Source organism: Pseudonocardia sp. GCM10023141 (assembly GCF_042653605.1).
Map to the genome: position 1 here is coordinate 162,819 of NZ_JBHSIR010000055.1, position 26,131 is coordinate 188,949.

A 26,131-nucleotide genomic window follows, 5' to 3' on the forward strand; every position below is an offset into this window, starting at 1 on the left:
GAGCGGCGTGGCGGCCGGGCACTGCCGCCGCCGCTCCAACCCCGACGACCGGCGCTCGTCGCTGCTCGAGCTCACCCCTGCCGGCCGCCGGCGGTCATCGTCCTGTCCTTTCGATGGGGAGTTGCCGCGCTGCCCGCGCAGCGCGGCCCGTGCCGCGGCGAAGCGCTCCAGGTCGGGATCGGGGAGCCGAACCGGAGACCCTGCCGGACACGCTGCGAGCGACCCGCGTGCTCGGCAAGCTAGTGGTCACGGTCGGAGCAGGGTGAGCGTGCTGCCGCCCACGGCGTAGAGAGTGCGGCCATCGGGTGCGATGGCGATGTCGTCGATGGTGTCGGAGAGCGTCGCGGTGCGGCTGGCCGTGCCCGTGCCGATCGCGTACGCCGTGATCACGTGCTCGACCGGATCCGTCGCGTACAGCCAGCGGGCCCCGGCCAGCACCGCAGCGGGCGTCGGCGGAGCGGTCAGCCGGGCGGTGCGCCTGCCGGTGGCGGTGTCGAGCACCCAGACGCCGCCCGCGTCCGGCTCGGGGGACGGGTTCACGTCGGCGAGGTAGAGGGTGCGCCCGTCGGGGCTCGTGGCGAGGTCGGCGGGTGCCGCGGCACCCGGGAACGTCGTGATGCGGGTGAGCGTCGACGCGTCCAGGACGGTGACGGTGCCGGTGGCGGTGAAGTCGCCCAGAGCCACGTACACCCGGCCGTCGGGTCCGGCGGCCATGGCCATGGCGTCCGCGGCGCCGTAGGTCCAGGTGGCGCGCACCGTCAGCGTCGCCGCGTCGATGGCCAGCACGCTGCTGCTCGGCGGGTCCAGCACGTAGAGCGTGGTGGCATCGGGGCTGAGTGCGAGGGCGATCGCGCGGACGTTCGTGGTGCCCGCCGGCAGGTCCATCCCCCCGGTGACCTGCAGCGTTGTCGGATCGACCGCCACGATCCGCGTCGGGGCCGAGTTGAGCGCCACGAACAGTCGCGTAGGGGAGAGCGCCAGCGCCGTCGGGAACCGGCCGACGTCGACCCGCCCGGCGGGGGCACCCGCGGTGTCGAAGGCGGCGATCGCCCCGGTGTCGACGTCGCCGACGTAGACACGCTCGGCCGACGCCGTCACCGGGCCCGTCCGGAACCCGAGCGCGAACGTCGGGCCGACGGTGATCGCGGGGAAGTCGGGGTCGCCCGCGGGCGCTGTGGCCACCGGGGACGGCGGCACCGGGCCGGGCGCTGCGGCCTGCGGCAACAGCAGGACGCCCGCGGCGACGGCGGCGGCCACGACCGCGGCGGCGCCGGCCAGCAGCGGAAACCGGCGTTGCCAGCCGGGCCGGGTGGCACCTAGGAGCGTCGTCGCGTCGGGGCGGGCGGCGGGATCGCGGACGAGGCAGCGCCGCACGAGAGCGCGCACCGGCTCGGGGGTGTCGCCGAGGTCGGGGTCCTGGTGCAGGATCCGGAACAGGATCGCCGGGGTCAGCGGGGCGTCGTAGGGCGAGCGGCCCGTCGCGGCGAACACGAGCACCGAGCCGAGCGCGAAGACGTCGCAGGCCGGGCCGAGGTCCGACCGTCCGAGGGCCTGCTCCGGCGCCATGTAGGCGGGTGTCCCGATGACGCTGCCGGTGGTGGTCAGGCGGGTGGCGTCCGCGGCGCGGGCGATCCCGAAGTCGATGATCCGCGGCCGGTCGGCGGCCAGCAGCACGTTGGACGGCTTGAGGTCGCGGTGCACCAGCCCGGCGGCGTGCACGGCGGCGAGCGCCTGCAGCAGCCCGCGCGCCAGCACCCGCAGCTCACCCGCCGGAAGCGGGCCGTGCTCGTCGACGCGTTCGGTGAGCGAGGGGCCGGGCACGTAACGGGTGGCGATCCAGGGGCTCGCCGCGGCCGTGTCGGAGTCGACGACGGCGGCGGTGAACGCACCCGGGACGAGCGTCGCCGCCGCGACCTCGCGGTGGAACCGGGCGCGGAAATCCGCGTCCTCGGCCAGCTCGGAACGGATGACCTTGACGGCGACCTGACCGGACGACGCCGGGTCCTCGGCCAGGTAGACACGCCCCATGCCGCCGGTGCCGAGCACCCCGCGCAGCGTGAAGCGGCCGATCGTGCGCGGGTCGCCCGATGCGAGCGGCTCCACGCGGCGCTCAGCCGCCGATCTTGCGGAAGTCCCAGCTGGTGATCTTCTCCGGGATCAGGCGCAGCCAGGCGTGCCGCCCGTCCCAGCCGACGGCGCCACCGGAGTAGCGATCGGCGAAGGCCTGCTCGGGACCGTCCAGCTCGGGGACGGGCTCTCCGGTGCGCGGCACCTCGCCGACGACCTCGACCGAACCCCGCAGCTCGACGCCGCGCAGCTCCGTGTACGCGTCGCCGGTGTCGACGACGACGGCGATGCGGGGATCCGTCGCGAGGTCGGCCCAGCGCTGGCTGCGCGACAGCGACGTGAGCCAGAGCGCGCCCTCGTGCCAGACGTACCAGAGCGGGGTGGCGTGCGGCCCGTTCACCCCGACCGTCGCGACCCGGCAGGTGCGCTGCTCGGCGAGGAAGGCGTCGATCTCGTCGGGTGTCATGGCGATGGCTCGCGCCCGCCGCTGCTCCTTCATGCCCGAGACGCTATCCGGTCGCACTGAACAGCGACCCGCACACCGCCCCAGCGCCGATTTCGCCATCCCGACACGCCGATTTGGCCTTCTCAACACGCCGATTTCGCGGTCCGGACACGCTGTGTGGGCCGTTCTGACACGGCATGGCTTCGAGCCGCGTGCTCGATCGGCCGACACACCGTGCCGGATCGGCGAAATCACCGTGCCGGATCGGCGAAATCGGCCGGTCTGAGGCCCAGCAGGGCGGGGATGTCGCGGACGCCGGCCAGGATGTGGGTGGGGTGCTCGGTCTGCAGCTCGGCCTCGGTCTGCGAACCCGTGAGCACCCCGGCCACCACGCCCGCGCCCGCAGCGAGACCCGCCCGGACGTCGAGCACCGTGTCGCCCGCCGCCAGCACCGTCGACGCATCGGTGACGCCGGTCAGCTCCATCACCCGCTGGATCATGAACGGGGCCGGGCGGCCCGCGGCCACCTCGTCGGCGCAGACCACCGCGTCGAGTTGCTCGCCGACGGCCCAGCCGAGCGACGCCAGCAGGGGGTCGGTGATCTGCCGGCCGAAGCCGGTGGTGAGCGCGACCTTGATGCCGGCGGCCCGCAGCACCGCGATCGCCTCGGGGACGCCGGCCAGTGGCGTCGGCGGCACGTCGGCGTAGGCCTTGGTGAGCCGCGCGACGAAGTCCGCGTGCACCTCGGCGACCAGAGTCGGATCGGGGGTGCCGCCCAGCAGCGCGGCGATCGCCTCGCGCTTGTCGGCACCCATCCAGCGGCGGATGTCGGCGTCGGTGGGTGCCGCCCCCCGGTCGGTGACGACCTCGGCGAGCACGCGGTACACCGCGCCACCCTCCTCGACGGTGGTGCCGGCGATGTCGAGCGCGACGAGCGCGATGTGGGGCGTGGGCATGCGGAGCCTCCGGGAGTGTGGGTGTCAGAGCGAGTCGAGCACGTCCGGGGCGAGCCCGAACGCCGTGGTCATGCCGATGCCGGACGTGACGGTGACGGCCACCGCACCCGGCGCGACCCGCGCGTGCAGGAACTCGCCCGCCGCGCTGGCATAGGTGCCGCGCCAGCGGCGCACCACCTCCAGGTGCGGCACGCCGAGCAGGGCGGCGGTCTCGGCGAGCAGCAGCTCGTCGAGCCGTTCGGACGCCACGTCGAACGGGCCGGGGGTGCGGTCGTAGGCGTGGGTGTCGCCGATCACCAGGTCACCATCGGGCAGCTGGGTGAACATGTGGTTGACGACGCTCTCGAGCAGTTCGGGACGCTCGGCGGACAACCGGGCGCGGAGCCGGCGGGCACCCTCGGTGGCGGCGAACGCCGGGTAGCGCAGCATCGACGTGCCGGTGAGCACGGCAGGGTCGACCACAGCCCCGCCGGGGGCCCGGACCTGCAGCATCTGCAGCTCGCAGCGCTGCACGCCGGCGTCGTCGGTGACGGCGGGCAGCAACCGGTCCAGGTCGTGGCCGGCGCACACGACGATCCGCGCGGCCTCGACGTCGCCGCGCGCGGTGTGGACCACGCCCTCCTCGATCCCGGTGACGGGCGTCGACCACCGGATCCGCACCCCGGGTTGCGCGGCGAGCCATGCCGCGATGGCGCCTGCGGCCCGGCGCTGGTCGACCCTGATGTCTCGGGGCAGGAAGGCACCGCCGAGCAGCCCGTCGGCGGCGACCGGGACCCGGTCGGTGACCTGCGCGGCGCTGAGCAGCGCGACGTCGGCGCCGCCGCGCTGCTCAGCCAGCTCCGTGAGGCAGGCGAGCTCCTCCTCGGCGCGGGCGACCACGACGGCACCGGTCTCGGCAGCCCAGAACCCGGCGGCGCGGCCCAGTCGCAGCCAGGTGCCGCGGGCCCGCTCGCCGTAGGCCTGCGCGACACCCGCCTGCGCCGTGACGCAGCCGTGCCCGAAGTTGCGCACCGAGGCCCCGACGGCCCGGTCGTCGCGCTCGATCAGCGTGACCGACAGGCCGCGCGCCACCGCCTCGACCGCGTGGGCGAGTCCGACGATCCCGCCCCCGACGACAGCGAGGTCGGGGCGCTCCGACGAGGTGGTCACGGCGGCAACGCTGCCACCGACAGCGCGGGCACGTCAACCGGTTGTCACAACTTGTAGAGACAAGTTACAAGCAGTCTACGTGGACACATGAACGGCGAGCGGCGAGAAGTCGAATACGGGACCACACTTGTATAGTCGCCGCTGTGGCACCGTCCCTGCACCTCACCCTCGCCGCCGAACTGCGCCGTCGCATCCGCTCCGGCGCGCTGGGCATCGGTGAGCCGGTGCCGTCGGAGGCGCAGCTGTGCCGGGAGTTCGGCTCCTCGCGCGGTCCGGTGCGCCAGGCGCTCGCGGCGCTGCGCGAGGAGGGCCTGATCGGTGGCGGGCAGGGCAGGCGGGCGGTGGTGCTCGACGCCGTCGAGTCGCAGCCGTTCGAGACCTTCGTGTCGTTCTCGCGGTGGGCGCAGGCGATCGGTCGTGCACCCGGGCAGCACACGCAGGAGATCGCGCTGCGCCGCCCGGAACCTGCGGTGGCCGCGGCGCTGCATCTGGACGCCGACACCCCGGCGGTGCAGCTGCTGCGACTGCGGCTGCTCGACGGGGAGCCCGCGATGGTCGAGCGCAGCACGTTCGTCGCCGCCGTCGGACGCGCGCTGCTCGACGCCGATCTCGACACCGGATCGATCTACGAGTTCCTCACCGGCCGGGGCGTCGATCTGCACACCGCTCGACACACCCTCGACGCCATCGCGGCCGACGCCGTCGACGCCGCACTGCTGGGCGTGCCCGAAGGTGCGCCGCTGCTGCGGGAGCGCCGCCTCACCACGGACGCGACAGGCGCGCCGCTGGAATGGTCCGACGACCGCTACCGCAGCGACATCGCCACGGTCACGATCACCAACACCCGCCGGTCCCGCGCCGCGATGACCCGCACCGGTACCTGAGCGCCGGTCAGTGCTCGTCGTAGCCCGCCACCACCTGCACGCCCATCGGGAACCGGACGGGGGAAGCGCCGAACAGTCGCCGCCCCGCCGCGGCCGCCGCCTCGTGCACGGCCACCGCGACGTCGTCGGCCACCTCCGCGGGGCAGTGCAGCAGCACCTCGTCGTGCTGGAAGAACACCAGCTGGGCGGGGCTCCCGGCCGCGCGCAGCGACTGGCGCAGCTCGGCGAGCAGCACGAGCGCCCACTCCGCAGCGGTGGCCTGCACCACGAAGTTGCGGGTGAACCGGCCCCGCGCCCTGGCCGCGGCGGGCAGCTCGTGGCCGGGCCGGGCCGGCGGGGAGGTGCGGCCGAGGTGGGAGCGCACGAGTTGGCCCTGCTCGCCGGCCCGCGCCGCGTCGTCGACGAACTGCATGGCGGCGGGGAAGCGCTGCCGCAACGTGGCGAGCAGCTGCCCGGCACCCCCGGACGTCTGCCCGTACATCGCCGAGAGCAGGCCGAGCTTCGCCTTGGCGCGATCGCCGCCGAACTCGCGCTGGGCCAGCGCGCCGTAGAGATCACCGTCGCCCGGGGCCAGTGCGTGATCACCGGAGAGCGCGGCGAGCACCCGCGGCTCCAGCTGTGCGGCGTCGGCGGTGACCAGCCGCCATCCCGGGTCGGCGCGGACGGCGGCCCGCACGGCCTTGGGGATCTGCAGCGCCCCGCCGCCCCGGCTGGCCCAGCGGCCCGAGACGACGCCGCCGACCACGTACTCCGGGTGGAACCGGCCCTCCCGCACCCAGGTGCGCAACCAGCTCCACCCGTGTGCGGCGTGCAGCCTGGCCAGCTCCTTGTAGGCCAGCAGCGGCGCGACGGCGGGGTGGTCGAGCCCGCGCAGCTCCCACGACCGGGTGCTGGTGAGCTCGTGCCCGGCGCGGGCGAACGCTCGCAGGACCTCGGCGGGGGAGTCGGGGTTGAGCGTCCGACCGAACGCCTCGGCCACCTCGGTGGCGAGTGCCGCGAGCTTCGGTGGCCTGCCGCCGAGCACGGGACGGGGCCCGAGCACGGCGGTGAGCAGCTGGTCGTGGATGTCGGCCCGCCACGGCAGGCCGAACGCCGTCATCTCCTCGGCGACGAGCGCGCCTGCGGACTCGGCGGCGGCGAGCAGCCGCAACCCGGCGCCGCCCGCACCGAGGGTGCGCTGCTGGGCGGCGTGCACCGCGACGATGTCGGCGAGCTCGTCGGCGGGGCCGTCGTCGAAGAGCGAGAGCGCGCCGTCCTCCTCCGTCGCGGGCGGATCGGGGTCGGGGATGCGGCCCGCGAGCCGCGCCGCCGCGGCGGCCAGACCGTGCGGCTCACCGAAATGGCCGTCCGCCGCTACGAGCAGGCCCTCCACGAGCTCGACGTCGTGGGCGCGGGCCACGTCCACGCCCGCTTCCAGCAGCCGGCGGTAGCTGCGCGAGCGGGCGAACACCCAGCGGGGTGCCTCCGCACCGTCGATCACCGCGATCGCACCGAGGTCGGCGAGCACCTCCGGTGCGGCGAGCGGCGTGCCGTCGTCGGCGACGCGCTGGATGCGCGCCGGGACCTCCCGCGCGCCGGGGTCGAGCGCGATCCTCACCGACGGGGGGCTGGCAGCAGCCCGGCCAGCAGCCCGCGCTGGGGGACGCTGCGGATCTCCTCCGGCCCGGCACCGACCTCGGCGAGCACGTCGTTGGCCGCGAGCACACCCGTGACGGCGGCCCGCTCCATCAGCCCGGACAGGAACGGCGTGTCGACGTGATCGCCGGCGAGGCGGACCCCCCGTCCCTCACCCGCGACGACGAGCCGGGTGCCCGCGCTGCCCGGCGGGAACGTGGGGGCGGTGGCCTCGAGCCGCTGCTGCAGGTGGACGACGCCGGCATCGGCGGTCTCCGGCCAGAGCGCCGCGAGCTCGGCCCGCATCCGCGCCGTGGCGGTGTCGACGTCCGGGGCGGTGCAGGCGTAGGAGTGCAGCTCGATCACGGCGCCGCCGGTGCGCGCCGCCCACTGCGCGGAGGGTCGTTCCAGCCGGGAGTACACGGTGATCGAATCGAGGGTGGGCTCCCGGCTCACCGCGCTGAACGTGGCCCGGGACGCGGCGACGTCACGGTCGAGCCATAGCCTGCTCACGGCGAACGGCGGCGCCACCTGCACGGCGGCGGCCTTGCGGGCCAGCCGCGGTGCCACGGCCGCCACCTCGGGGGAGGCGGCGAGCAGCGCGCGGAGCGCACCCGGATCGGTGGCCAGTACGAGGTGGCGGGTGGTGAGCGGCCCGTCCGGCGTCTGCACCTGCCACCGGTGCCCGCCGACCGGCGCGATCGACAGTGCCGGGGTGGCGGTGCGGACCTGCGCGTCGAGCCCGTGCAGGTAGGCCGCGAACGGCTCCCAGATGCAGCCGAGGTAGTCGGTATCGGGTGCGTCGAAGCCGATGCCCTCGGGATTGCCCAGGAAGTAGTAGTGGAACATCGCGATCAGCTCGGCGGCCGAGAGCGCGCCCGGCTCGGCGAAGAAGGAGCGGGCGAACGCCTCGAACAGCATCGCCTGGGCCCGGTCGGACATGCCCAGCGCCGCGAGGAAGTCCGCGGCGGCCACCTCGTCGAAGGCCGCGGTGGTGCGCGCCCGGTCGTAGGCCAGCAGCTGGGCGGCCAGCGACTGGCGCGACCCCAGCAGGTCGCGCAGTCCCAGGCTGGGGGACCGGGCGAACAGCGCCACCAGGTTGAGCGGCGGAGCGGCCGGGAGCCCGGTGAGATCCTCGGGCGGCCACTCCCGGGAGATCACCGGGTAGCCACCGACCGGGCGCAGGAACGCGAGCGCGGGATCGATGCGCCGCAGCAGCGCCAGCCAGGTGTAGTAGTGGCGGAAGAACGCGTGGAATCCGTGCTCGACCACCTGGCGCGTGCCGTCGGGCAGCGTGTGCGGCCACGCCCCGAGCCGCCCGCCGAGCGTGGGTGCGGCCTCCACGAGCGTGACGTGGACGCCCCGCTCGGCCAGCACCACCGCGGCGCTCACCCCGGCGATGCCGCCACCCACGACCACGGCCTCGGTGCCGGCGGGCGCCGACCGGGGCAGCGCCGGATCGGCAGGCACCACGACCTGGGGGCGCATCCGCAGCGGGGCGGCCCGCAGATCCTTCATGGGTCGACCCTAGGACGCCGCACCGACAGGCCCCCGGGCAGATCAGCCACCGGACGCTCACGACGCGACGGCGCCGACCGGTTGGCCACGGCGCCGATGTCGGGACGTCGGCGCGGTGGCTACGGGGTTGGCGCGGTCAGGCTGCGGCGCTGTCGGTGCGCCGCCGCGCCCGCCGGGACGCGAAGCCCAGCAGCGTGCTGCGCAGGCGGGCGACCGGCGAACCGAGCCTGCCGATCAGGGTGTCGAGCCCGCGGACCGCGAACGTGGAGTACTCGGTGAGCTCGCGCACGTACTCGCGCTGCTCGGCGGCCGTGGCCTTGCGGCCCATGGTGGCCGCGGTGCCGCTCTGCAGCCGGAACCCGCCCAGCGTCTCGTCGAGCCCGACGAACTCGCCGTACTGCAGCAGCCGCATCCACAGGTCCAGGTCGGCGACGGACCCGCGGTCGCTGCGCCAGCCGCCCGCGTTGAAGAAGTCCTCCCGCCGGAACAGCACGCCGCCGGGGCTCTCGATGGGGTTGCCGCCGTGGCGCACGATGCGCCGCGCCACCTCGACCCCGGTACGGACGCCGATGAGGCCGGACAGGCCGCGCCGCGGGACGACGACGCGGGTCTGGTCGTCGAGCAGGTGCTGGCGACCGGCGGCGAGCGCGAGGCCGGGATCGGTCTCCATCGCACCGGCCTCGAGCTCGAGGCACCGCGGGTGCAGCATGTCGTCGGCGAGCACGACCTTGACCAGCGGCGCCCGCGACAGCTGGACGGCCCGGTTGCGGGCCTCCATCTCGGGCAGCAGCTGCGCGTAGTGTTCCACGCGCATGCGTGGGTCGCCCTGGAACGAGCGCACGATGTCGGACGTGCCGTCGCGGCTGGCGTTGTCGAGGATCACGAGCTCGAAGTCGCGGTAGGTCTGGTCCAGAACGCTCCGGATCGCCTCGGCGAGGAATCGCTCACCGTTGTGCACCGGAACGCAGACCGATACGCCGGGGATCGGCAGCAGCACTCCGGACCCTCCTCGAGATCGCGCCGATGGGCTCGCGCGGTGGGGGAGCTGGGACCACCCGGGCGGCCTCGCCGAGACGACGGGTCGGTGCGCAGTCACAGCACTGTCGCGGCCAGGCTATCGGCTGTCCGAGCAGCGGCGGAGGCCGGCACCGGTGGTGGAGGAGGGCCCGCGTCGGACCGGCACGGCCGTCCGGTCGTAGGATGAGCCCTTGAGGAGGCAGACATTTAGGCCGATTGGACTAGTGACAGTTGCGCCGATCGAGGCGGATGTCACAAAGATAAAGACAGGTAACGCAATAGCAGTACCCAGAGATAAACCCCGTGATGAGCGTCCTGAGCGGGAACAACGGTCAGCGATGGGCACAAGCACGCGAACACCGCATGGTCGGTGGGGGGAGAACGGCGATGCAGCGTAACGACAGCCCGAGGGTCTCGGTGGTCGTGCCGACCCGGAACGAGGCGCGCAACCTGGAGGTTGTGCTGCCCGCGATCGCCGCAGTCCGACCTGCTGTGCACGAGGTGGTGATCGTCGACGGCAACTCGGTCGACGGCACCATCGAGACCGCGCAGCGCGTGCTCCCCTGGGCCAAGGTCATCACGCAGACCCGCAAGGGCAAGGGCAACGCCATGGCCTGCGGTTTCGCCGCGGCCACCGGCGACATCATCGTGATGTTCGACGCCGACGGGTCCGCCGATCCGGCCGAGATCCCGGCGTTCGTGTCCGCGCTGGTCGCGGGCGCCGACTTCGCCAAGGGCAGCCGTTTCATCCGGGGCGGTGGCAGCGACGACATCACGCTGCTGCGCAAGTCGGGCAACGCGGGGCTCAACGGGGTGGCCAACGCGCTGTTCGGCACGTCCTACACCGACCTCTGCTACGGGTACAACGCCTTCTGGGCCGATCTGCGCTCGGTGCTGGACCTGCCGGCGATCGACCTGCCCGCCCCCGCCGACGGCATGCTCTGGGGCGACGGTTTCGAGATCGAGACCGTGCTCAACTGCCGCGTCGCCGCGGCCGGCCTGAAGATCACCGAGGTGCCCTCCATGGAGCGCGAGCGGATCTTCGGCCAGTCCAACCTGCGCACCTTCGCCGACGGCGCCCGCGTGCTGCGCACCCTGGCCGCCGAACGGCGCCGGGCCACCCAGTTCCGTGCGGAGCGGGTGCAGGTCGAGGTCGAGTCCCGCGCGCTGACCCCCGCCGGTGGCATCCCGATGGTGCCGCCGATGCCCGAGGACGGCGACAACGGCCGGCAGGCGCCCCGCGTGAACGGCACCTTCCACGGCACGATGAACGGTGCGGGCCCGATGAACGGCGCGGGGTCGAACCAGAACGGATCGGCGTCCGGTTCCCGCCACGAGAACCCGCGCGTGCTGCTGGCCTTCGAGGAGGAGGCGTCCTGATCGAGTGTGCTTCGGTCAGCTTCACACGAAGTCCCACTAGAATTCGGCGCCAACGGGTTCGCCGGGAGATCCAGCGGATGACCGTCCGGTGACGAACGGAGTATGTCGGTGAGTGTGCCCACCACCGCGGAGTTGACGCGTGCGCGGGTGGCGCGTCGGCTGATCGCGCTGCTCCTGGTGCTGGCAGGCATCGCCGCCTGTGCGCTGTGCGCACTCGGTGTCACCGGTGGATTACTCGGCGACACGCGGCTCTACGTTACGATCACCTTCCTGATCCTCGGCCCGGGATGGGCCGCCGCCGGCTTCCTGCGCCGCGCCCCCGCCGCCCACGTGTGGTTGCTGACCTTCGGTGTCGGCGTGGCCGTCACCCTGCTGATCGGGCAGATCATGGTCAGCGCCACCTTCTGGCAGCCCCAGGGCGCGCTCTACCTGGTCACCGTGCTGAGCGTCCCGTTCCTGCTGCGCCACGCGGTGGTAGCCCAGTGACGACGAAGGACCCGCTCACCGCCAGGGCCCCAGCAGACCCGGCCACCACCGCTCTGCAGACCGTCGGGCCCGACGCCGCCACCACGGTGATGCCGGCGATCCGGGTCGCGCCGACCCCGCGTGCGACGACGCCGCCGCCCCCGGCGCCGCCGGTGTCGAGCGGTCGGGCGTCGCTGTACCGGTTCCTCTCACCGGCGCTCGCCGTGCTGGCCGTGGCGCTGCTCCCGGTGGCCGCGGCCACCACCAACCTCGACATCCTCGACGGCTGGGGCCTCGCCAAGATCCTCGGCCCGGCGGCTTGGGCCTCGGTGCTGTGCGCCGTGGCTTCCTGCGTCGCGGAGCTGTCGAACCCCCGGGCCCGGATCCCGATGCTCGCCACCGCCACCGGCGTCCTGATCCTGTGCACCACCGGGCTGCCGTCGATCATCGAGCCGGCGGCGCGCTTCGGCACCTCGTACACGATCGCCGGGTTCGTCGACGTCTACTCGGTGCAGCACGGCGTCATCACCAACTTCATCGACGCCCGCTTCTACTGGCCGGCGTTCTTCGCGCAGTGGGCCTTCTTCCGCGACGCGGCGGGCGCCACCCAGCTCGACAGCGTGCTGCGCTGGTTCCCGCCGGTCGTCGTCGCCTTCTGGGCCATCGGCATCTACGCGCTGGCCCGCTCGATGCTCGGCGGCACGCGCGCGCCGTGGGTCGCGGCCTGGCTGTTCATGGGCCTGAACTGGATCCAGCAGGACTACTTCTCCCCGCAGGCCATCGGCATCGTCTTGCTGCTGACGGTCCTGACGTTCGCGCTCGGCCCGCTGGCCACCCGCCGAACCGACGCCGCCGGCGTGCCGGGCTGGCCGCCACCGCGCCCCGGCGCGGGCCGGCTCCCGCTGCTGCGCCGCTGGATGGTGTCGGCGATGACGCCGCCCAACCGGCCCACCTTGCCACCGCGGCAGCTGCTGCTCATCTACTTCTGCGCGTCGCTGTGCCTGCTCGCGGTGATCCCGGCCCACCAGCTCACCCCGTTCGCGATCATCGGGCAGCTGGCGCTGCTGGCCGTGGTCGGCCGGTTCCGCGGCCGCGGGCTGGTGCTCGTGGGCATCGTCGGCGTGGTGGTGTTCATCCTCATCGCCGGTCGCGACTTCTGGATCAGCCAGCTGAGCATCCTGATCGGCGGCAGCGGGGTCCAGTCGGGTGTTGCCGACCGGTTGCAGGGCGACGCCGGTCAGCTGTACGTGAAGTACCTGCAGATCGTGATGGCCGGGCTCACCTACGTGCTCGGCTTCATCGGGGCGTGGGTGTACTGGCGGCGCCGTCGCGACCTCGTCCCGATCGGCCTGGCCATCGTGCCCATGGCCATCGCGGTGCAGGGCTACGGCGGCGAGGGCTTCCTGCGGATCGTGCTGTTCGGCCTGCCGATCCTGTCCATCCTGGGCGCCGACGCGCTGCGCGGGCTCGTCCGGAAGCTGCCGAGGATGCGACCCGTGCTCGCCGTCGGCATGCTCGGCCTGTTCGCGGTGCTGATCCTCATCCGCGGCGGCAACGACTCCTACCAGGTGGTCACGCCGCAGCAGATCGCCATGCTGCGCGACGTGTACGCCACCACGCCGGCAGGCCAGAAGATCCTCCCGCTGACCAGCGTCGGTCCCAACGGCATCGAGGGCGTCGGCAAGTTCGCCACCGGCGGCGGCAACGACACCTGCCCGTCGCTGGCCAGCGATCCGGTGCGCTGCACCCTCGAGGCCAACCCCGACGTCGTCGTCACCTACACCTCGGTCGAGAAGTGGGGCATCTACCTGCAGGGCAAGCCGCCGGGCTGGTCGCTGACCGCGATCAAGGACCTGGTGGCCACCGGCAACTACCAGGTCACCTACCAGGACGGCTACAACGCCGTGCTGAAGCGGACGCCTGCGCCTCCGGCCGCGCCACCGGCGGCGCCGCCCGCCGCGCCGCCCGTGGGAGGTCGCTGACATGCCTGATCCGTCACTGGACGTCTGGGTGTGGGTAGCGGTCCTGCTGCTGCTGATCGTCCTGGGTGCCCGCGCCTGGGTGGTCGAGACGGGCAGCCTGCGCGTCGGGCGCACGCCGGTGAAGGTGCGCGTGCTCACCTACGCGTCGGTCGCTGTGCTCGCCGGGCTCGTCGCGCTGCTCGGGGTGCAGGGCGGTGGGCTGCTGGTGCAGTCGGTCGTCACCGGCACCGACCCGAGCAAACAGGCCCAGATCGACCAGGGCCAGGTGCCCGATCCGAATGCTCCCGCCGTTCCTGCTGCACCCGATCCCGCGGCTGTTAATCCCCCCGCTGCGGGGGGCTGATCCACTCCAACCCCCCACAGATCTGTCTCGGCGTGTCACGCGATAGCGTCACGCTTTGACTCTTCTGGTTCCTGATCGCTGCGAACGTGCATCTGAGGGTGCATGCGCGAAGGAGGCTTTCACCCGATGTCGGGCCCGGTCTACGACTTCATCATCGTCGGCGGCGGAGCAGCCGGTTGTGTACTGGCCAACCGTCTGAGTGCCGACCGGGCCAATCGCGTCCTCGTGCTGGAGGCGGGACGGCCCGACTACTGGTGGGACGTGTTCACGCACATGCCGGCGGCGATGGGATTGGCCATCGAGAGCAAGCACCACAACTGGAAGTTCGTCTCCGAACCCGAGCCGCACATGCACGCGCGACGGATGGCTCATCCGCGCGGCAAGCTGCTCGGCGGTTCGAGCTCCATCAATGCCATGACCTTTGTGCGCGGTCATCGCGCCAACTTCGATAACTGGGCAAAAGCGACAGGACAGCAGGAATGGGATTATGCCCACTGCCTGCCGTACTTCAAGCGCCTGGAGAACTCGCTCGCCTTCGGCGACAGCGAGTACCGCGGTGGCGGCGGCCCGCAGACCCTGGAGCGCGCGGCGCTCGACAACCCGCTGTTCGGCGCGTTCTTCCTCGCCGCGCAGCAGGCGGGCTACGACCTCTCGCTCGACCTCAACGGTGAGCAGCAGGAGGGCTTCGCGGCCTTCGACCGGATCATCCGCCACGGCAAGCGGCAGTCCGCCGCGGGCGCCTACCTGCATCCCGTCGAGAACCGGCGCAACCTCGAGGTGCGCTGCCGGGCGCTCGTCACCAAGGTCATCTTCTCCGGCACGCGCGCGGTCGGGCTCTCCTACCGCGGGTCCGACGGCGTCGAGCACCAGGTGCGGGGCAAGGAGATCATCCTGTCCGGCGGGGCGTTCAACTCCCCGCAGGTGCTGCAGCTCTCGGGCGTCGGCAACTCCGACGACCTGTCGGCGCTCGGCATCCCCACGGTCCACCACCTGCCCGGCGTCGGCGAGAACCTCGAGGACCACCTCGCCGTCCAGGTGCAGCACGCGTGCACCAAGCCGATCTCGCTGATCGGGATGAAGAGCAAGCTGACGTGGCCGTCGATGGGTGTGCAGTGGCTGCTGGGTCGCGGCCCCGCCACCAGCAACATCTTCGAGGCCGCCGGCTTCATCCGCAGCAACGACGACGTCGACTTCCCCGACGTGATGGTCGGCTTCGCCGCCGTCGCGATGGCGTTCGACCCCGAGCACCAGGTGCAGGGCCACGGATACCAGGTCCACGTGGGCACCATGGCCGCACGGGCGCGGGGCAGCGTCAAGCTCGCCTCGGCCGATCCCACGGTCTACCCGAAGATCGTCATCAACTACCTGGACAACGAGCGCGACCGCGCCGACTGGGTCAAGGCGATCCGGCTGGCGCGCGAGCTACTCGCCCAGCCCGCCTTCCGCGACCTCGACGCGGGCGAGGTCGTTCCGGGTCCCGCGGTGCAGACCGACGAGGAGATCGTGGACTGGGTGGCCCGCGCCGGCCAGACCGGCCTGCACCCCACAGCCAGCTGCCGCATGGGCCATCGTGAGCTCGACGTGGTGGATCCCTCCACCATGCGGGTGCACGGGCTGCAGGGCCTGCGGGTGGTCGACGCGTCGGTGTTCCCGTCGGTCACCAACACCCAGACCTACGCACCCACGTTGATGGTGGCGGAGAAGGCCGCCGACATCATCCTCGGCAACACTCCGCTCGCCCCGCAGTACACCGGCTCGACACGTCCCCTCGGGCGGATCGCACCTCCCGCCGTTCCACTGGAACGCGTCGAGCTGCCCGCCGTGGAGGCCTGAGCAAGCGCACGGACCCCGTCGGGGCCCGGCGGGCTGCGCGCACGCGCAGCCCGCCGACCTCGAGATCCTGACCCCACAGGAGAGCCATGCCTCGGCGCTGGTCCGGTCGTGTCGTCGCGGCGATCGCCGCTGTCATCGTGCTCGCGGTGGCCACCACGGTCGTCGTCGTGACGGGGGAGTCCGACGAGCCGCCCGCCGTGACTGCGGCGCCGACCCCGCCGCCGACGACCACGGCCCCGCCGCCCACGACCGCGCCGCCCAAGCTCAGCGCGGGCGCCGAGACGAGCGCCGCCACGCTGCTCGGCTGGCCGGCGCCCAAGCGGGTCGACGAGTTCGACGGCCCGCTCTCGTCGGCCTGGGAGGTCTACGACGGCGACGGGCACAACGGCAACGGCAGGCGCTCCCCGGCGGCGATCACCACGGCCGGCGGCATCCTCACGATCACCGGTGATGCGGCGGGACGCACCGGCGGCATGGCCTGGGGGCCGGGCCAGAAGTACGGGCGCTGGGAGGGGCGGGTCCGCGCTCCCGCCGCCGATCCGAGCTACCACGCGGTGCTGCTGCTGTGGCCCGATGCCGAGAACTGGCCGGTCGGCGGCGAGGTCGACTTCATGGAGATGGTGGATCCCGCCCGCCAGTCCACCAAGGCCTACCTGCACTGGGGCCGTAGCAACAACCAGGTGACGGCCGAGGTCAACGTGGACGCCACCCAGTGGCACAACTGGGCCGTCGAGTGGACACCCGACCACATCGTGGCCTACCTCGACGGCACCGAGTGGTTCCGCAGCGACAGCACCCGCCAGCTGCCGCCGGGCAAGATGCACCTGGCGATCCAGCTGGACTGGTTCCCCGAGGACGGCTCCGCCACCCCCACCACGATGCAGGTGGACTGGGTGAAGGAGTACCCCCTCTGACGGGCGGGTATCAGGGGTTGCGGACCGGTTGGCGGGGCCTGGCCCGCGTCAGCGGTGGCACCCGGCCGCCGGCGCGGCGCGCCGCCCGGCTGGCCCGGACGTAGGCGGAGCCGCCGTCGAGCATCCAGCGCAGCCGCTGGCCGCCGTTCTCGGCCGACATGCCCTCACCCGCGGCGGCCTCCCGCTCGTCGATGCGGCGCAGCTGGGCCGCGGCAGCGGGCAGCCGGCGCAGTGCCATGGCCCCGGCGCGCGGATCGAGCGCGATCTTGGTGAGGAACGCGCCGAGGCCCATCGCGTAGCCCCGCACCTGGGTGCGCAGCGCCTCCGGTGACGAGCGGTGGTGGTGCCAGACGTAGATGCTGGGTTCGTAGGCCACCACGTGGCCGGCCAGCACGAGGCGCACCATGAACTCGCAGTCCTCGCCGCCCCGGGTGGGCGCTCCGGCGCCGAGCGCCTCGTCGAACCCGCCGACGGCCTTGGCGATGTCGGTGCGGGCCGCGAAGTTGGCGCCGATCCCGAACAGCCCCGGGGAGAAGGGGAAGATCGCCGACTCCGCCGGCGGGTCGGCCAGCGAGTACTTCCGGGCGACGAAGCCCTTGTTCCAGACGAACCCGTGCTCGGCGGCGAGCTCCTCGTCGGTCTCCAGCCGCGCCCCGATCACCGGGCCGCTGATGCAGGCCAGCTCCGGGTGGGCGGCGAAGGTGCCGGCGATCCGGCTCGCCCACCGCGCGTCGACCTCGGTGTCGTCGTCGGTGAAGGCGACGAGCCGGGTGCGGGTCTCCTGCAGGCCCCGGTTGCGGCCCACCGACAGACCGCGGCGGGCCTCCCGCACGTACACGACGTCGAAGGCGGCGAACTCGGCGACGACCTGCTCGGTGCTGTCGTCGGGCGGGTCGTTGTCGACGACGAGGACGGTGACGGCCGGGTGATCCCCGGCCAGCACCGCGTGGATGCCGCGGCGCAGGCTCTCCGCGCGGTCCCGGGTGGCGATCACCACGGTGAGCGGCTCGTGCGCGGACACCGGTGTGGTGTCGGCGACGTCCGGCCCGATCTCCGCTTCGACGGCGGCCCGCACGGCGGCGGCGTCGGCGTGCCCGTCGACCAGGTCGACCGTGGCCAGCCCGACCGGCATGCCACCGGCGGTGACCAGCAGCCGGGCCGCGACGTAGCGGCGGTCGACGACGATGTCGGCGACCGCCTCGCGCCGCTCGAACTCGCCGACCCACGTCGGTCCGGGCGGGGGCAACGCCATCCTGTCCTCCGTCTTCATCTGCCGGCCGATGTCGCTCCGGGCGTCGGTGAACGCTCGGAAAAGGAACAATATCGGCCGTTCGGACAGTCCCGGCAGCCGCGTCCCGTAGACCGATCGGACCACCGGGATGCCCTCAGTTTCCGTCTGTAAGCTGCCGAGGTGACGACCGAGTTTGCCCACCACGGGGTGGCATCGTGCCTGGTAGGGGCGCTGCCGTCCGGTTGCGCGGGGGTCGCCCGATGAGCCCGGACGATCCCGGAACGGACAGCGGGGCGCAATCCGCTCCTTCCGTGCTGCAGAACACAGACAGCACGAAGAGTGTCACAGCAGGCGTACCGGCCGCCGGGAACGCGGGGGCCCCGCCGGCCACTGCGCCCGCGGGCAAGAGCGCGCTCTCCGAGGGCCTCGCGCTGTCGATCAGCGGCGCGGTCGGTTCGCTCGCCGGGTTCGCGAGCTGGCTGATCGCGGCGCGGATGATGCCGCAGGAGGCGGTCGGCTACGGCTCGGCGTTCGTCTCGGCGTTCCTGCTGGTGGCCGGTACCGCGCAGCTGAACCTCGACTCGGCGATGATGCTGTGGATGCCCCGGTCGGGGCGCCGCGCGCCCACGCTGTTCTGGCGCAGCCACGCCGTGATCGTGCCGGCGTGTGCCGCTGTCGGGCTGGCCTACGTCGCGCTGGAGCCCACGCTCGCGCGTACCGGCGCCGGGAACGGTCCGATCGCGCTCGGCGTCGGCCTCTTCGTGATCGCCGGCATCGGCTGGGGCCTGTGGGGCATGCACGACTTCTCGCTGGTGGCCATCGGCAAGGGCTGGTGGGCGGCCTGGCGCAACGTCGTGTTCGCCGTCGTGCGGATCGTGCTGCTGCTCGCACTGGGCGCGTCGCTCGGCGCGCAGGGCATCGTGTTGTCGTGGGTCATCCCGATCGCCGTGTGGACGCTGGGCAGTGCCGTGCTCGTCGGCGCGTTCACCAGCCGGTTCGCCCGCAAGGCGGACACGGGCTGGATGCCGACGCGGAAGGAGGCCGTCACCTTCCTGGGCCCCACCACCGTGGCGCACTGGGGCACCGTGCTGCTGCTCAACCAGGTCACGGTGATCGTGGTGCAGCGGTTCGGCCCGGTACCGGGAGCGGCGTTCTTCATCGCCTGGCAGGGCGTGATGGTCATCGACATCACCGCGCAGCGCTTCATGCAGTCGCTGTCGTCGCAGATCGCGAGGGACCCCGAACGGCGCAAGGAGTACATCGCCGCGTCCCGGCGCCGGCTCCTGGTGATCTTCCTGCCGATGGTCGTGGTCGGGATCGTGCTGGCCGACTGGGGCCTCGGGATCTTCGGACCCGGCTACGCCGAGGCGGCCACCGTGCTGCGGGTGCTGCTGATCGGGATGATCCCGCGGCTGCTGATCGCGCACGAGCTGGGCAAGCGCCAGGCACTGCACGACGGGATGGGCTTCGCGCGGCTGCAACTGGTCAGCACGCTGCTCGTGATCGCGGTGGTGCTGTTCGTCCCGATCGACGACCCCGACGCCTCCGGCGGGTACGCGGTGGCGTCGCTGCTGCCCGTGGCCATCGGCTACGCCGTGGTCCAGGCGCTGTGCGCCGCCGGAGTGGTGATCACCCCGCTGCTCCGCAGGGCGGTCGGCCTACGCCAGTCGTGAAATCCGCTTCGTCCCATTGGGGCACCATGGTGGCCTGGCAGGCGGACCGTCGGGCCTCTCTGCAGCAGATGGGTGACGGCGGGTTGGTAGGGTCGCGCAATGACAGCGGTTGGGCGGCAGCACGTCGGGACGCTCAGCCCGCCCACGTTGGCCCCCGCGCCTGCGAGGCCCGCCCCGACAGGCGCCGCTCCGTCCGCGGAGCCGCTGCCGCGGGGTCCGCGTGCGCTGCTCGCACGGCTCGCACCGTCGCACCGCGACGGGCTGGCGCTGGTGCTGAGCTCCGGGCTGACGTCCGTGGTCGGCCTGCTGTACTGGGTGGTAGCGGCCCGGTTCTTCGCCCCTGAGGTCCTCGGCGTCAGCTCGGTCGCGATCTCCACGATGATGCTGCTCGGGGGCATCGCGCACCTCAACATGACCTACGCCCTGCTGCGGTTCGTCCCGGTGGCCGGGCGGCAGGCGCGCCGGCTGGTGCTGGGCGGGTACCTCGCGGGAGCGGGCTCGGCCACGATCGTCGGGGCCGGATTCGCACTCGGCGCCCCATGGTGGGCCCCGGAGCTGGTGGCCACCTTCGGGCAGGGCCCGCTGGTGATCTTCTTCGTCATCGCCACCCCGCTGTGGTCGATCTTCGTGATGCAGGACTTCGTGCTCACCGGGATCCGCCGGGCCGGGGTCGTGCCGCTGGAGAACTTCCTGTTCGCGCTGCTCAAGATCGGCCTGCTGATCGTCGCGTCGTTCGTGGTGGTGCCGGGCGGGATCGCGATCTCGTGGGTCATCGCCACCGCCGTGATCGTGATCGGCATGAACGCCTGGCTGCTGCGTGCGGTACCGCGCCACGGCGCGGCGGCGGCCGACCGGGCCGTCCCGATCTCCATCGGCGCCATCGCGCGGTTCGTGCGGGCCGACTACGCCGGTGCGGTGTTCTGGCAGGCAGCCCTGTTCGGCATGCCGGTGATCGTGCTCGCGCGGCTCGGGGCGTCCGACGCCGCGGTGTACGGCATCACCTGGACCATCGCGCAGGCGATCTACACAGTGTCCTCAGGCATGGGCCAGTCGATGGTGGCCCACAGCGCGTCGGATCCGGGCAGCCTCGACGCCGCGCGGCGCGCGATGATCCGCCGGGCGCTGTCGTTGGTGGTGCCGGCGGTCGCCGTCATCGCGCTCGGCGCGCCCGTCATCCTGTCGGTCTTCGGTGCGCACTACGCCGAGAACGGCACCGCCACCCTGGTGCTGGCCGCGCTCTCGGCCGTCCCCAACGTCATCACCGCGGCCACGGTCAACTCCGCGCGGGTGCGCCAGCGGATGGGCGTCCTGTTCGCCGTACCCACCTCCGTGGCCCTGATCGTGATCTTCGGGTCATGGGTGCTGATGCCGCGGCTGGGAATCGTCGCGGTCGGCCTGTCCTGGCTCGGGGCACAGGTGCTGGTGGCGGGCAGCATCCTGGTGGCCACCGCGCCGTGGCTGCCGCCGCTGGTCGGCACCCGGATCGAGGCGCTGCGCACGGCGGCGTTGCTGCGTCGCGTGCGTCCCTTCGCCGCGGGCCAGTCCGGTGCGGACTGGGTGATCGGGCAGCGCCTGATGGGCCGCTCCGACTCGGTCGTCGTCGCGTTCGGCCCGCCGACGGGCCCCGGGGCCCTGCTCAAGGCCAGCGACAGCATCAAGGGTCGCGAGCAGCTGCGCCTGCAGAGCATCGTCCTGCGCACCATCGCACTCGACGAACGGCTCGGCGCGTGGCGGCGGCTCGTGCCGTCGATCCTCGGCGACGGCGACATCGGCGGCTCCTACTACGTGCTCGAGTCGATGATGCCCGGCGGCGACGGCATCAAGGCGCTCAATGACCCCGCGCGGCGGCGCACGTTCAGCTCCAGCGCCGTGGCCACGATCAGCGAGCTGCACCGGTGCACGTCCAGGCCCGTGCGGGTGGGCGACGAGCAGCTGCGTCGCTGGGTGCGCGAGCCGATGGCCGAGGTCATCGCCGCGCTGCCGCGCAGCCAGCGCGCCGCCGCGGCGGAGCTGGAGTCCGCGCTGGTGGAGCAGCTCGCCGGCCGCGTCCTGTCCACCGGTCGCACGCACGGTGACTACGCGCCGGAGAACCTGCTGGTCGACGACTGGGGCCGGGTCGTCGCCATCGTCGACTGGTGCCAGGCGGAGGAGGACGGGCTACCCGTTCTCGACGTCGTCTGCTTCCTGCTGCGCTCGGAGAACCTCACCCGCGGCACGGAGCTGGGCACCCTCGTGCTCGACCGGCTCGCCGACGCCCGTCCCACCGAGCACGAGCTGCTGGCCAGGGCCCAGCGGATGCTCGGCGGCGAGGTGCTCGACGTCGGCCTGCTCACGCTGCTGGGGTGGCTCGCCCACGTCGCCCACAACCTGCGCAAGTCGCCGACGTTCGCCGCCAACCCCGTCTGGGTCCGCCGCAACCTCGTCAGCGTCATCCGCGAGGTACCGGTGATGCTCGAACGCCTGCGGGCCGGCTCTCGCACACCGTGAGTGGTTGGCGCACACCGTCAACGATGTGCGTGAGCCACTGACGGTGTGCGTCAGCTAGGCCCGCAGCCGGTACCAGGTGCCTTCGGCGCTCGTGCGGATCACCGTGTAGTCGCCGGCGAGGACGGTGCTGATGCCGGCGCCGCGATCCTGGATCCAGGGCACCGCGTCGGGCTGCACGAGCACCAGCGTGGGACGCGCGGCCTGCACCTCGCCTGCCAGGTCCTGCCACTGGCGGGCGGACATGAGGTCGAAGCCCCAGCCGTCGGTGCGCACCACGAGCGGATGGTCGCTGAGGTAGTTGTACAGCGGGTTACCCAGCACGTAGAGGCGGTCCTGCGCGGTGATCCCGACCGCGGCGATCTCGGCACGCATCGTGCCCTGGTCGGCATCGCGCTGCGCGATGCGGGCACGGCTGGCAGCGGTGAACCCGCCCCCGTCCACGGCCATCTCGGCCAGCAGCTTGCCGCCGTGGGCGAGCATCGGCACGCAGACGGCGGCCACCAGCGTCACCGCGAGCGCGCGCCGGGGTGCGCCCGGCGCCAGGCGTGGTGCCAGCGCGTCGAGCCTGCGGATGGCGAGGATCAGCAGCGGCGCGCTGAGGGAGTACCACTGGTACCACCAGCCGAACTGGAGCGCGATCACCCCGACGTTGACCACGATCCAGGCGGCCATCGCGAGATCGAGCGGATCGCGACGGCGCAGCGCCGTGCCGGCCTGCCACAGACCCAGGACGATGGCCGGGGACAGGTACTCGACGTAGCGCAGCGCGCCTTCGGCCAGCCGCGACAGCGAGCGCGAACCGGGAGCCGCACCCATGTCGGCGGCATCGACGATCCAGGTGTGCAGTGCCGCGTCGAGTGCTCCGTGGGCTCCCAGCCAGGCGAGCGTCGCCGAGACGGGCAGGACGGCGAAGGCGGTGACCACGACGATGCTCGCCAGCCGGGCCCGGGGGAGGGCGAGGAGCAGGTACAGCACGATCGCCGCGGCCGGGACGGCGGCGAGCGGGAGCTTGAAGACGCCGACCACACCCAGGCAGACGCCGGCCCCGGCCAGCCTGCCGAGCGTCGGCAGGCTCCCCGGGACGGCCGCCACCAGCACGAACGCGCCGACGGCAGGCACCAGGCACAGGATCTCGAGCTGGCCGAAGTCACCGGGGCCCGCGCCGAGGAACAGCGCGGCGGGGACGAGCGCGGGAACCCAGCGGCGCACCCACGGCGTCGCCACGCGCCGCCACAGCAGCCGCCGGACCAGTGCGCCCAGTGCCAGCGCGGCCAGCACGTCGAACACGCGCGAGCCGATCTCGCCGAACCCGAGCAGGTCGACCAGCCCGTACCAGAGGAAGATCCCGGGCTGCTTGATGTCCCAGAGCTGGGTGTAGAGCACCTCGCCCTGCAGGATCTGACGGCCCATCAGCGCGAACACCGCGTGATCGCCCCAGAACGGGTACTGCACCACGAGCCAGGCCAGCACGGCGAGCCCGGTGAGGGCGGCGGCGAGCTCCGCCCGCAGGGACGGGCGCGGTTTCGCGCGGTGCGACGGGACCCTCGGTCGCACCTCCCGCTGGGTCGGAATGGTGAGTTCCGTCATGTTCGATTGCGGGAACGGCCTCGCCGCTAGGTGCGATGCCACGTCACTCCTTCGTCTACCAGGAGAAACGCGATGCCGGTGGGGAGCCGGGAAAGAACGTGATCGTGCCGGGGCGTAATGATAGTGCAACTCTCCGTGGGAAGGGCCGTCGCTGGGGAGCCATGAGGCTACGGAATGCCCAGGTCAAGAGCTAGATCCGCGAGCCAGGCGGCAGGTTTCGGAATGTGGGCGGTCGGTCCGGAACGCGAACGTTTCCAGATGGTGAACAATTGCGCCGGGCGGCATTTCCGAAAGCGGCACGGATGCGCCGAGAGGTCCCATCGTCGCGCGTGCAGAATAGGACGAAAGGGTAGTCATCGGGCATTCGGGGGGCGGCCGTTCGAGTTCGCGAGTTCACCCGTACCGCCGAGTGACGACGGTGGCGCGTGCCTCGTTGAGCAGGCATGGCGCGCCTCATCCCGACCTCACCTGCTGCACCGGTGCCGCTGCAGACGCCGGGCATGGCCGGGATGGGCGACGCGGTGGCCACTGCACTGGCCGCCGAGACGGTCGCGCCCGGCGCCTGACGGCGGGTCACCGCGCGAGTCGGAGTGAAGGGGTATCCGAGTCGCGGGTGATCGGCCTCGGCGCCGGGCCGGCTGTTGCCGACGGCGGAATGCCGTCGCTGAGCCGCCGGTTGCCAGGACCATGAGCATCGAACTGGGGCGCTACGGCGTCTGGCGCCGCGACAGCCTGCTCGATCCGGAGCTGGCCCGACAGATCGAGACACTCGGCTACGGAGCGATCTGGGTCGGCGGATCCCCCGACGGTGGCCTGGAGCGGATCGAGGCGCTGCTCGCGGGCACCCAGACGATCCCGGTGGCCACCGGGATCGTGAACATGTGGAAGACACCGGCGGAGGAGGTGGCCGCGTCCTACCACCGGATCGAGGCCGCTCATCCCGGGCGCTTCCTGCTGGGCGTCGGGATCGGGCACCCGGAGGCCACCGCCGGCTACCGCAGCCCGTTCGACACGATCATCGACTACCTCGACCGGCTCGACGCCGCAGGCGTGCCGGTGGCCGGGCGCGCGCTGGCCGCGCTGGGCCCGAAGGTGCTGGCCGTCGCCGGCGAGCGCACCGCCGGGGCGCACCCGTACCTGACCACCCCGCAGCACACCCGCGAGGCCCGGCAGCTGATGGGCCCGGACGCGCTGCTCGCGCCCGAGCACAAGGTGGTGCTCGACGACGACCCGCAGCGGGCGCGCGCGATCGGACGACCCGCCGTCGACCGGCCCTACCTGCACCTGCGCAACTACCGCAGCAACCTGCTGCGGCTGGGCTGGACGGAGGCCGACCTCGACGACGGCGGCAGCGACGCCCTCATCGACGCTCTCGTCGCCCACGGCGACGCCGCGGCGGTGGCCGCGCAGGTGAGCGCCCACCTCGACGCCGGCGCCGACCACGTCTGCGTGCAGGTGCTGACCGACGGCGACGCCGACCCGGTGCCCGCGCTCACCCAGCTGGCCGGGGCGTTGGGTCTGGGTTGACCTCTCGGTCGGAGCCGTTATCGGAGCCGTTATCGGAGCCGTAGAGGCGCAGCAGCGACCGCGCGATGGCGGCGAGCTGCGCACGCAGCTGCGGCGGCTCCAGCACCTCGACCTCGGCGGCGAACGGCAGCAGCTGCGCCGCGGCGTTGCCGATCGACTCGATCGGCAACGCGACGGTGAGGCGGCCCGCTGCGTCGGTGTGGAGTGCTGCGTCGGTTTCGGGTGCGGCGTCGGTGCCGGCCGCTGCCGTCACGGCCTGGTGCAGCGCGCTCGACGGCAGATCGGGCAGCCGCGCGCGCAGCGCGGCGGAGACGCGAACGACGGCCGTGCCGGTGATGCGGCGCGCGTCGAACTCCGCGAGGTGATCGGCCCAGTGCCGGCCGAGGTCGAACCCGGGGTGTCGCGCGAACTGCTCGTCGGTGGGGGTGAGCCGCAGGATCTGCGACACGCGGTAGGTGCGCAGCCGCCCACCGGATGCGGCGACGACGTACCAGGCCCCGTTCTTGAGCACGAGCCCGTGCGGTTCGAGCGTGCGCTCGACCTCCCGGGGTTCGGCCCAGCGGCGGTAGCGGACCTGGACGCGGCGATCGTGCAGCACGGCCTCGGCCAGCGCCGCGAGCTGTGGAGCGGGCTCGGCGTCGCGGTACCAGGCCGGGACGTCGAGGTGGAACCGATCCCGGAGGCGCCCGGCGCGTTCGCGCTGCGTGCTCGGCAGCGCGGCGAGCAGCTTCAGCTCGGCGGCGGCCGCCTCCCGCTGTAGGCCCAGCGCGGCGGCCGGGCCCGGCATCCCCACCATGAACAGCGCCGAGGTCTCGTGGTCGGTGAGCCCGGTGAGGCTCGTGCGGTACCCGTCGACGAGCCGGTAGCCCCCGCCCCGGCCGTGCTCGGCGTAGACGGGCACGCCGGCGGCGGCGAGCGACTCGACGTCGCGGTAGATCGTGCGCAGGGACACGTCGAGCTCGGTGGCGAGCTCGCGCGCGGTGAGCCGGCGCCGCGTCTGCAGGAGGAGCAGGACGGACAGCAGACGGCTCGAACGCATGCCGCGAGGGTAGGCACCCG

The 26,131-nt window shown here is 72.9% G+C and carries 21 protein-coding genes; 11 read left to right on the forward strand and 10 right to left on the reverse strand.

Going from position 1 to position 26,131, the window contains the following annotated elements; all coding sequences use genetic code 11:
* Positions 1 to 246: 246 nt before the first annotated feature.
* The 4 genes from ACFPFQ_RS29815 to ACFPFQ_RS29830 all read right to left on the reverse strand — a co-directional run bounded on the left by ACFPFQ_RS29815 (position 247) and on the right by ACFPFQ_RS29830 (position 4,617).
* Positions 247 to 2,103 carry a serine/threonine-protein kinase gene (locus ACFPFQ_RS29815; RefSeq protein WP_379624736.1) on the reverse strand — a complete coding sequence of 619 codons (1,857 nt, stop codon included), beginning with the start codon at positions 2,101 to 2,103 and terminating at the stop codon, positions 247 to 249.
* 7 nt (positions 2,104 to 2,110) lie between these two features.
* A complete protein-coding gene (locus ACFPFQ_RS29820; protein WP_379624738.1) occupies positions 2,111 to 2,566 on the reverse strand; it encodes a pyridoxamine 5'-phosphate oxidase family protein in 456 nt (151 codons plus the stop codon).
* A gap of 197 nt (positions 2,567 to 2,763) precedes the next feature.
* Positions 2,764 to 3,468 carry a phosphonatase-like hydrolase gene (locus tag ACFPFQ_RS29825; protein ID WP_379624740.1) on the reverse strand — a complete coding sequence of 235 codons (705 nt, stop codon included), beginning with the start codon at positions 3,466 to 3,468 and terminating at the stop codon, positions 2,764 to 2,766.
* A 24-nt stretch (positions 3,469 to 3,492) separates the two neighbouring features.
* Positions 3,493 to 4,617 carry a TIGR03364 family FAD-dependent oxidoreductase gene (locus ACFPFQ_RS29830; protein ID WP_379624742.1) on the reverse strand — a complete coding sequence of 375 codons (1,125 nt, stop codon included), beginning with the start codon at positions 4,615 to 4,617 and terminating at the stop codon, positions 3,493 to 3,495.
* A 143-nt stretch (positions 4,618 to 4,760) separates the two neighbouring features.
* On the opposite strand from ACFPFQ_RS29830, the gene ACFPFQ_RS29835 reads away from it, so the two are divergent.
* Positions 4,761 to 5,501, forward strand: coding sequence for a GntR family transcriptional regulator (locus ACFPFQ_RS29835; protein WP_379624744.1), 741 nt, complete (start codon positions 4,761 to 4,763; stop codon positions 5,499 to 5,501).
* A 7-nt stretch (positions 5,502 to 5,508) separates the two neighbouring features.
* On the opposite strand, the gene ACFPFQ_RS29840 is transcribed toward ACFPFQ_RS29835, so the two are convergent.
* The 3 genes from ACFPFQ_RS29840 to ACFPFQ_RS29850 all read right to left on the reverse strand — a co-directional run bounded on the left by ACFPFQ_RS29840 (position 5,509) and on the right by ACFPFQ_RS29850 (position 9,630).
* Positions 5,509 to 7,098, reverse strand: a complete 1,590-nt coding sequence (locus ACFPFQ_RS29840; protein WP_379624746.1) for a bifunctional 3'-5' exonuclease/DNA polymerase — start codon at positions 7,096 to 7,098, stop codon at positions 5,509 to 5,511.
* Positions 7,095 to 8,633, reverse strand: a complete 1,539-nt coding sequence (locus ACFPFQ_RS29845; RefSeq protein WP_379624748.1) for an FAD-dependent oxidoreductase — start codon at positions 8,631 to 8,633, stop codon at positions 7,095 to 7,097. The genes ACFPFQ_RS29840 and ACFPFQ_RS29845 overlap by 4 nt, the downstream gene beginning before the upstream one ends.
* A 136-nt stretch (positions 8,634 to 8,769) precedes the next feature.
* Positions 8,770 to 9,630 (reverse strand): glycosyltransferase, encoded by an 861-nt coding sequence (locus ACFPFQ_RS29850; protein WP_379624750.1) that lies wholly within the window; start codon positions 9,628 to 9,630, stop codon positions 8,770 to 8,772.
* A 407-nt stretch (positions 9,631 to 10,037) separates the two neighbouring features.
* Between ACFPFQ_RS29850 and ACFPFQ_RS29855 the strand changes: the two genes are divergently transcribed.
* The 6 genes from ACFPFQ_RS29855 to ACFPFQ_RS29880 all read left to right on the forward strand — a co-directional run bounded on the left by ACFPFQ_RS29855 (position 10,038) and on the right by ACFPFQ_RS29880 (position 16,567).
* On the forward strand, positions 10,038 to 11,030 hold the full coding sequence (locus tag ACFPFQ_RS29855) for a glycosyltransferase family 2 protein (RefSeq protein ID WP_379624752.1): 993 nt from the start codon (positions 10,038 to 10,040) through the stop codon (positions 11,028 to 11,030).
* Between the two features lie 108 nt (positions 11,031 to 11,138).
* Positions 11,139 to 11,516: a hypothetical protein gene (locus tag ACFPFQ_RS29860; protein WP_379624753.1), complete on the forward strand. Its 378-nt coding sequence runs from the start codon at positions 11,139 to 11,141 to the stop codon at positions 11,514 to 11,516.
* Positions 11,513 to 13,477, forward strand: a complete 1,965-nt coding sequence (locus ACFPFQ_RS29865) for a hypothetical protein (protein WP_379624754.1) — start codon at positions 11,513 to 11,515, stop codon at positions 13,475 to 13,477. Before ACFPFQ_RS29860 ends, ACFPFQ_RS29865 begins: the two co-directional genes overlap by 4 nt.
* A 1-nt stretch (position 13,478) precedes the next feature.
* Entirely contained in the window at positions 13,479 to 13,820 is a 342-nt protein-coding gene (locus ACFPFQ_RS29870) for a hypothetical protein (RefSeq protein ID WP_379624756.1), read from the forward strand.
* 126 nt (positions 13,821 to 13,946) lie between these two features.
* Positions 13,947 to 15,653 carry a choline dehydrogenase gene (locus ACFPFQ_RS29875; protein WP_379624758.1) on the forward strand — a complete coding sequence of 569 codons (1,707 nt, stop codon included), beginning with the start codon at positions 13,947 to 13,949 and terminating at the stop codon, positions 15,651 to 15,653.
* Positions 15,654 to 15,739: 86 nt separating this feature from the next.
* Positions 15,740 to 16,567: a glycoside hydrolase family 16 protein gene (locus ACFPFQ_RS29880; RefSeq protein WP_379624760.1), complete on the forward strand. Its 828-nt coding sequence runs from the start codon at positions 15,740 to 15,742 to the stop codon at positions 16,565 to 16,567.
* A gap of 10 nt (positions 16,568 to 16,577) precedes the next feature.
* Here ACFPFQ_RS29880 and ACFPFQ_RS29885 read toward each other — a convergent pair whose 3' ends face one another.
* Complete coding sequence (locus ACFPFQ_RS29885; RefSeq protein WP_379624762.1) at positions 16,578 to 17,819, reverse strand: glycosyltransferase family 2 protein; 1,242 nt, start codon at positions 17,817 to 17,819, stop codon at positions 16,578 to 16,580.
* A 290-nt stretch (positions 17,820 to 18,109) separates the two neighbouring features.
* On the opposite strand from ACFPFQ_RS29885, the gene ACFPFQ_RS29890 reads away from it, so the two are divergent.
* Positions 18,110 to 19,471 carry a lipopolysaccharide biosynthesis protein gene (locus ACFPFQ_RS29890; protein ID WP_379624764.1) on the forward strand — a complete coding sequence of 454 codons (1,362 nt, stop codon included), beginning with the start codon at positions 18,110 to 18,112 and terminating at the stop codon, positions 19,469 to 19,471.
* Between the two features lie 99 nt (positions 19,472 to 19,570).
* Entirely contained in the window at positions 19,571 to 21,958 is a 2,388-nt protein-coding gene (locus ACFPFQ_RS29895; RefSeq protein WP_379624766.1) for a phosphotransferase, read from the forward strand.
* Positions 21,959 to 22,012: 54 nt separating this feature from the next.
* Here the strand turns inward: ACFPFQ_RS29895 and ACFPFQ_RS29900 are convergent, their stop codons facing one another.
* Complete coding sequence (locus ACFPFQ_RS29900; RefSeq protein ID WP_379624768.1) at positions 22,013 to 23,545, reverse strand: hypothetical protein; 1,533 nt, start codon at positions 23,543 to 23,545, stop codon at positions 22,013 to 22,015.
* A gap of 443 nt (positions 23,546 to 23,988) precedes the next feature.
* On the opposite strand from ACFPFQ_RS29900, the gene ACFPFQ_RS29905 reads away from it, so the two are divergent.
* Both ACFPFQ_RS29905 and ACFPFQ_RS29910 read left to right on the forward strand, forming a co-directional pair.
* Positions 23,989 to 24,111, forward strand: coding sequence for a hypothetical protein (locus tag ACFPFQ_RS29905; RefSeq protein WP_379624770.1), 123 nt, complete (start codon positions 23,989 to 23,991; stop codon positions 24,109 to 24,111).
* 121 nt (positions 24,112 to 24,232) lie between these two features.
* The gene (locus ACFPFQ_RS29910; protein ID WP_379624771.1) at positions 24,233 to 25,072 is read left to right on the forward strand and encodes an LLM class F420-dependent oxidoreductase; all 840 of its coding nucleotides are present in this window, start codon (positions 24,233 to 24,235) and stop codon (positions 25,070 to 25,072) included.
* Here the strand turns inward: ACFPFQ_RS29910 and ACFPFQ_RS29915 are convergent.
* Positions 25,038 to 26,111, reverse strand: coding sequence for a helix-turn-helix transcriptional regulator (locus ACFPFQ_RS29915; protein ID WP_379624773.1), 1,074 nt, complete (start codon positions 26,109 to 26,111; stop codon positions 25,038 to 25,040). The genes ACFPFQ_RS29910 and ACFPFQ_RS29915 overlap by 35 nt on opposite strands.
* Positions 26,112 to 26,131: the final 20 nt, after the last annotated feature.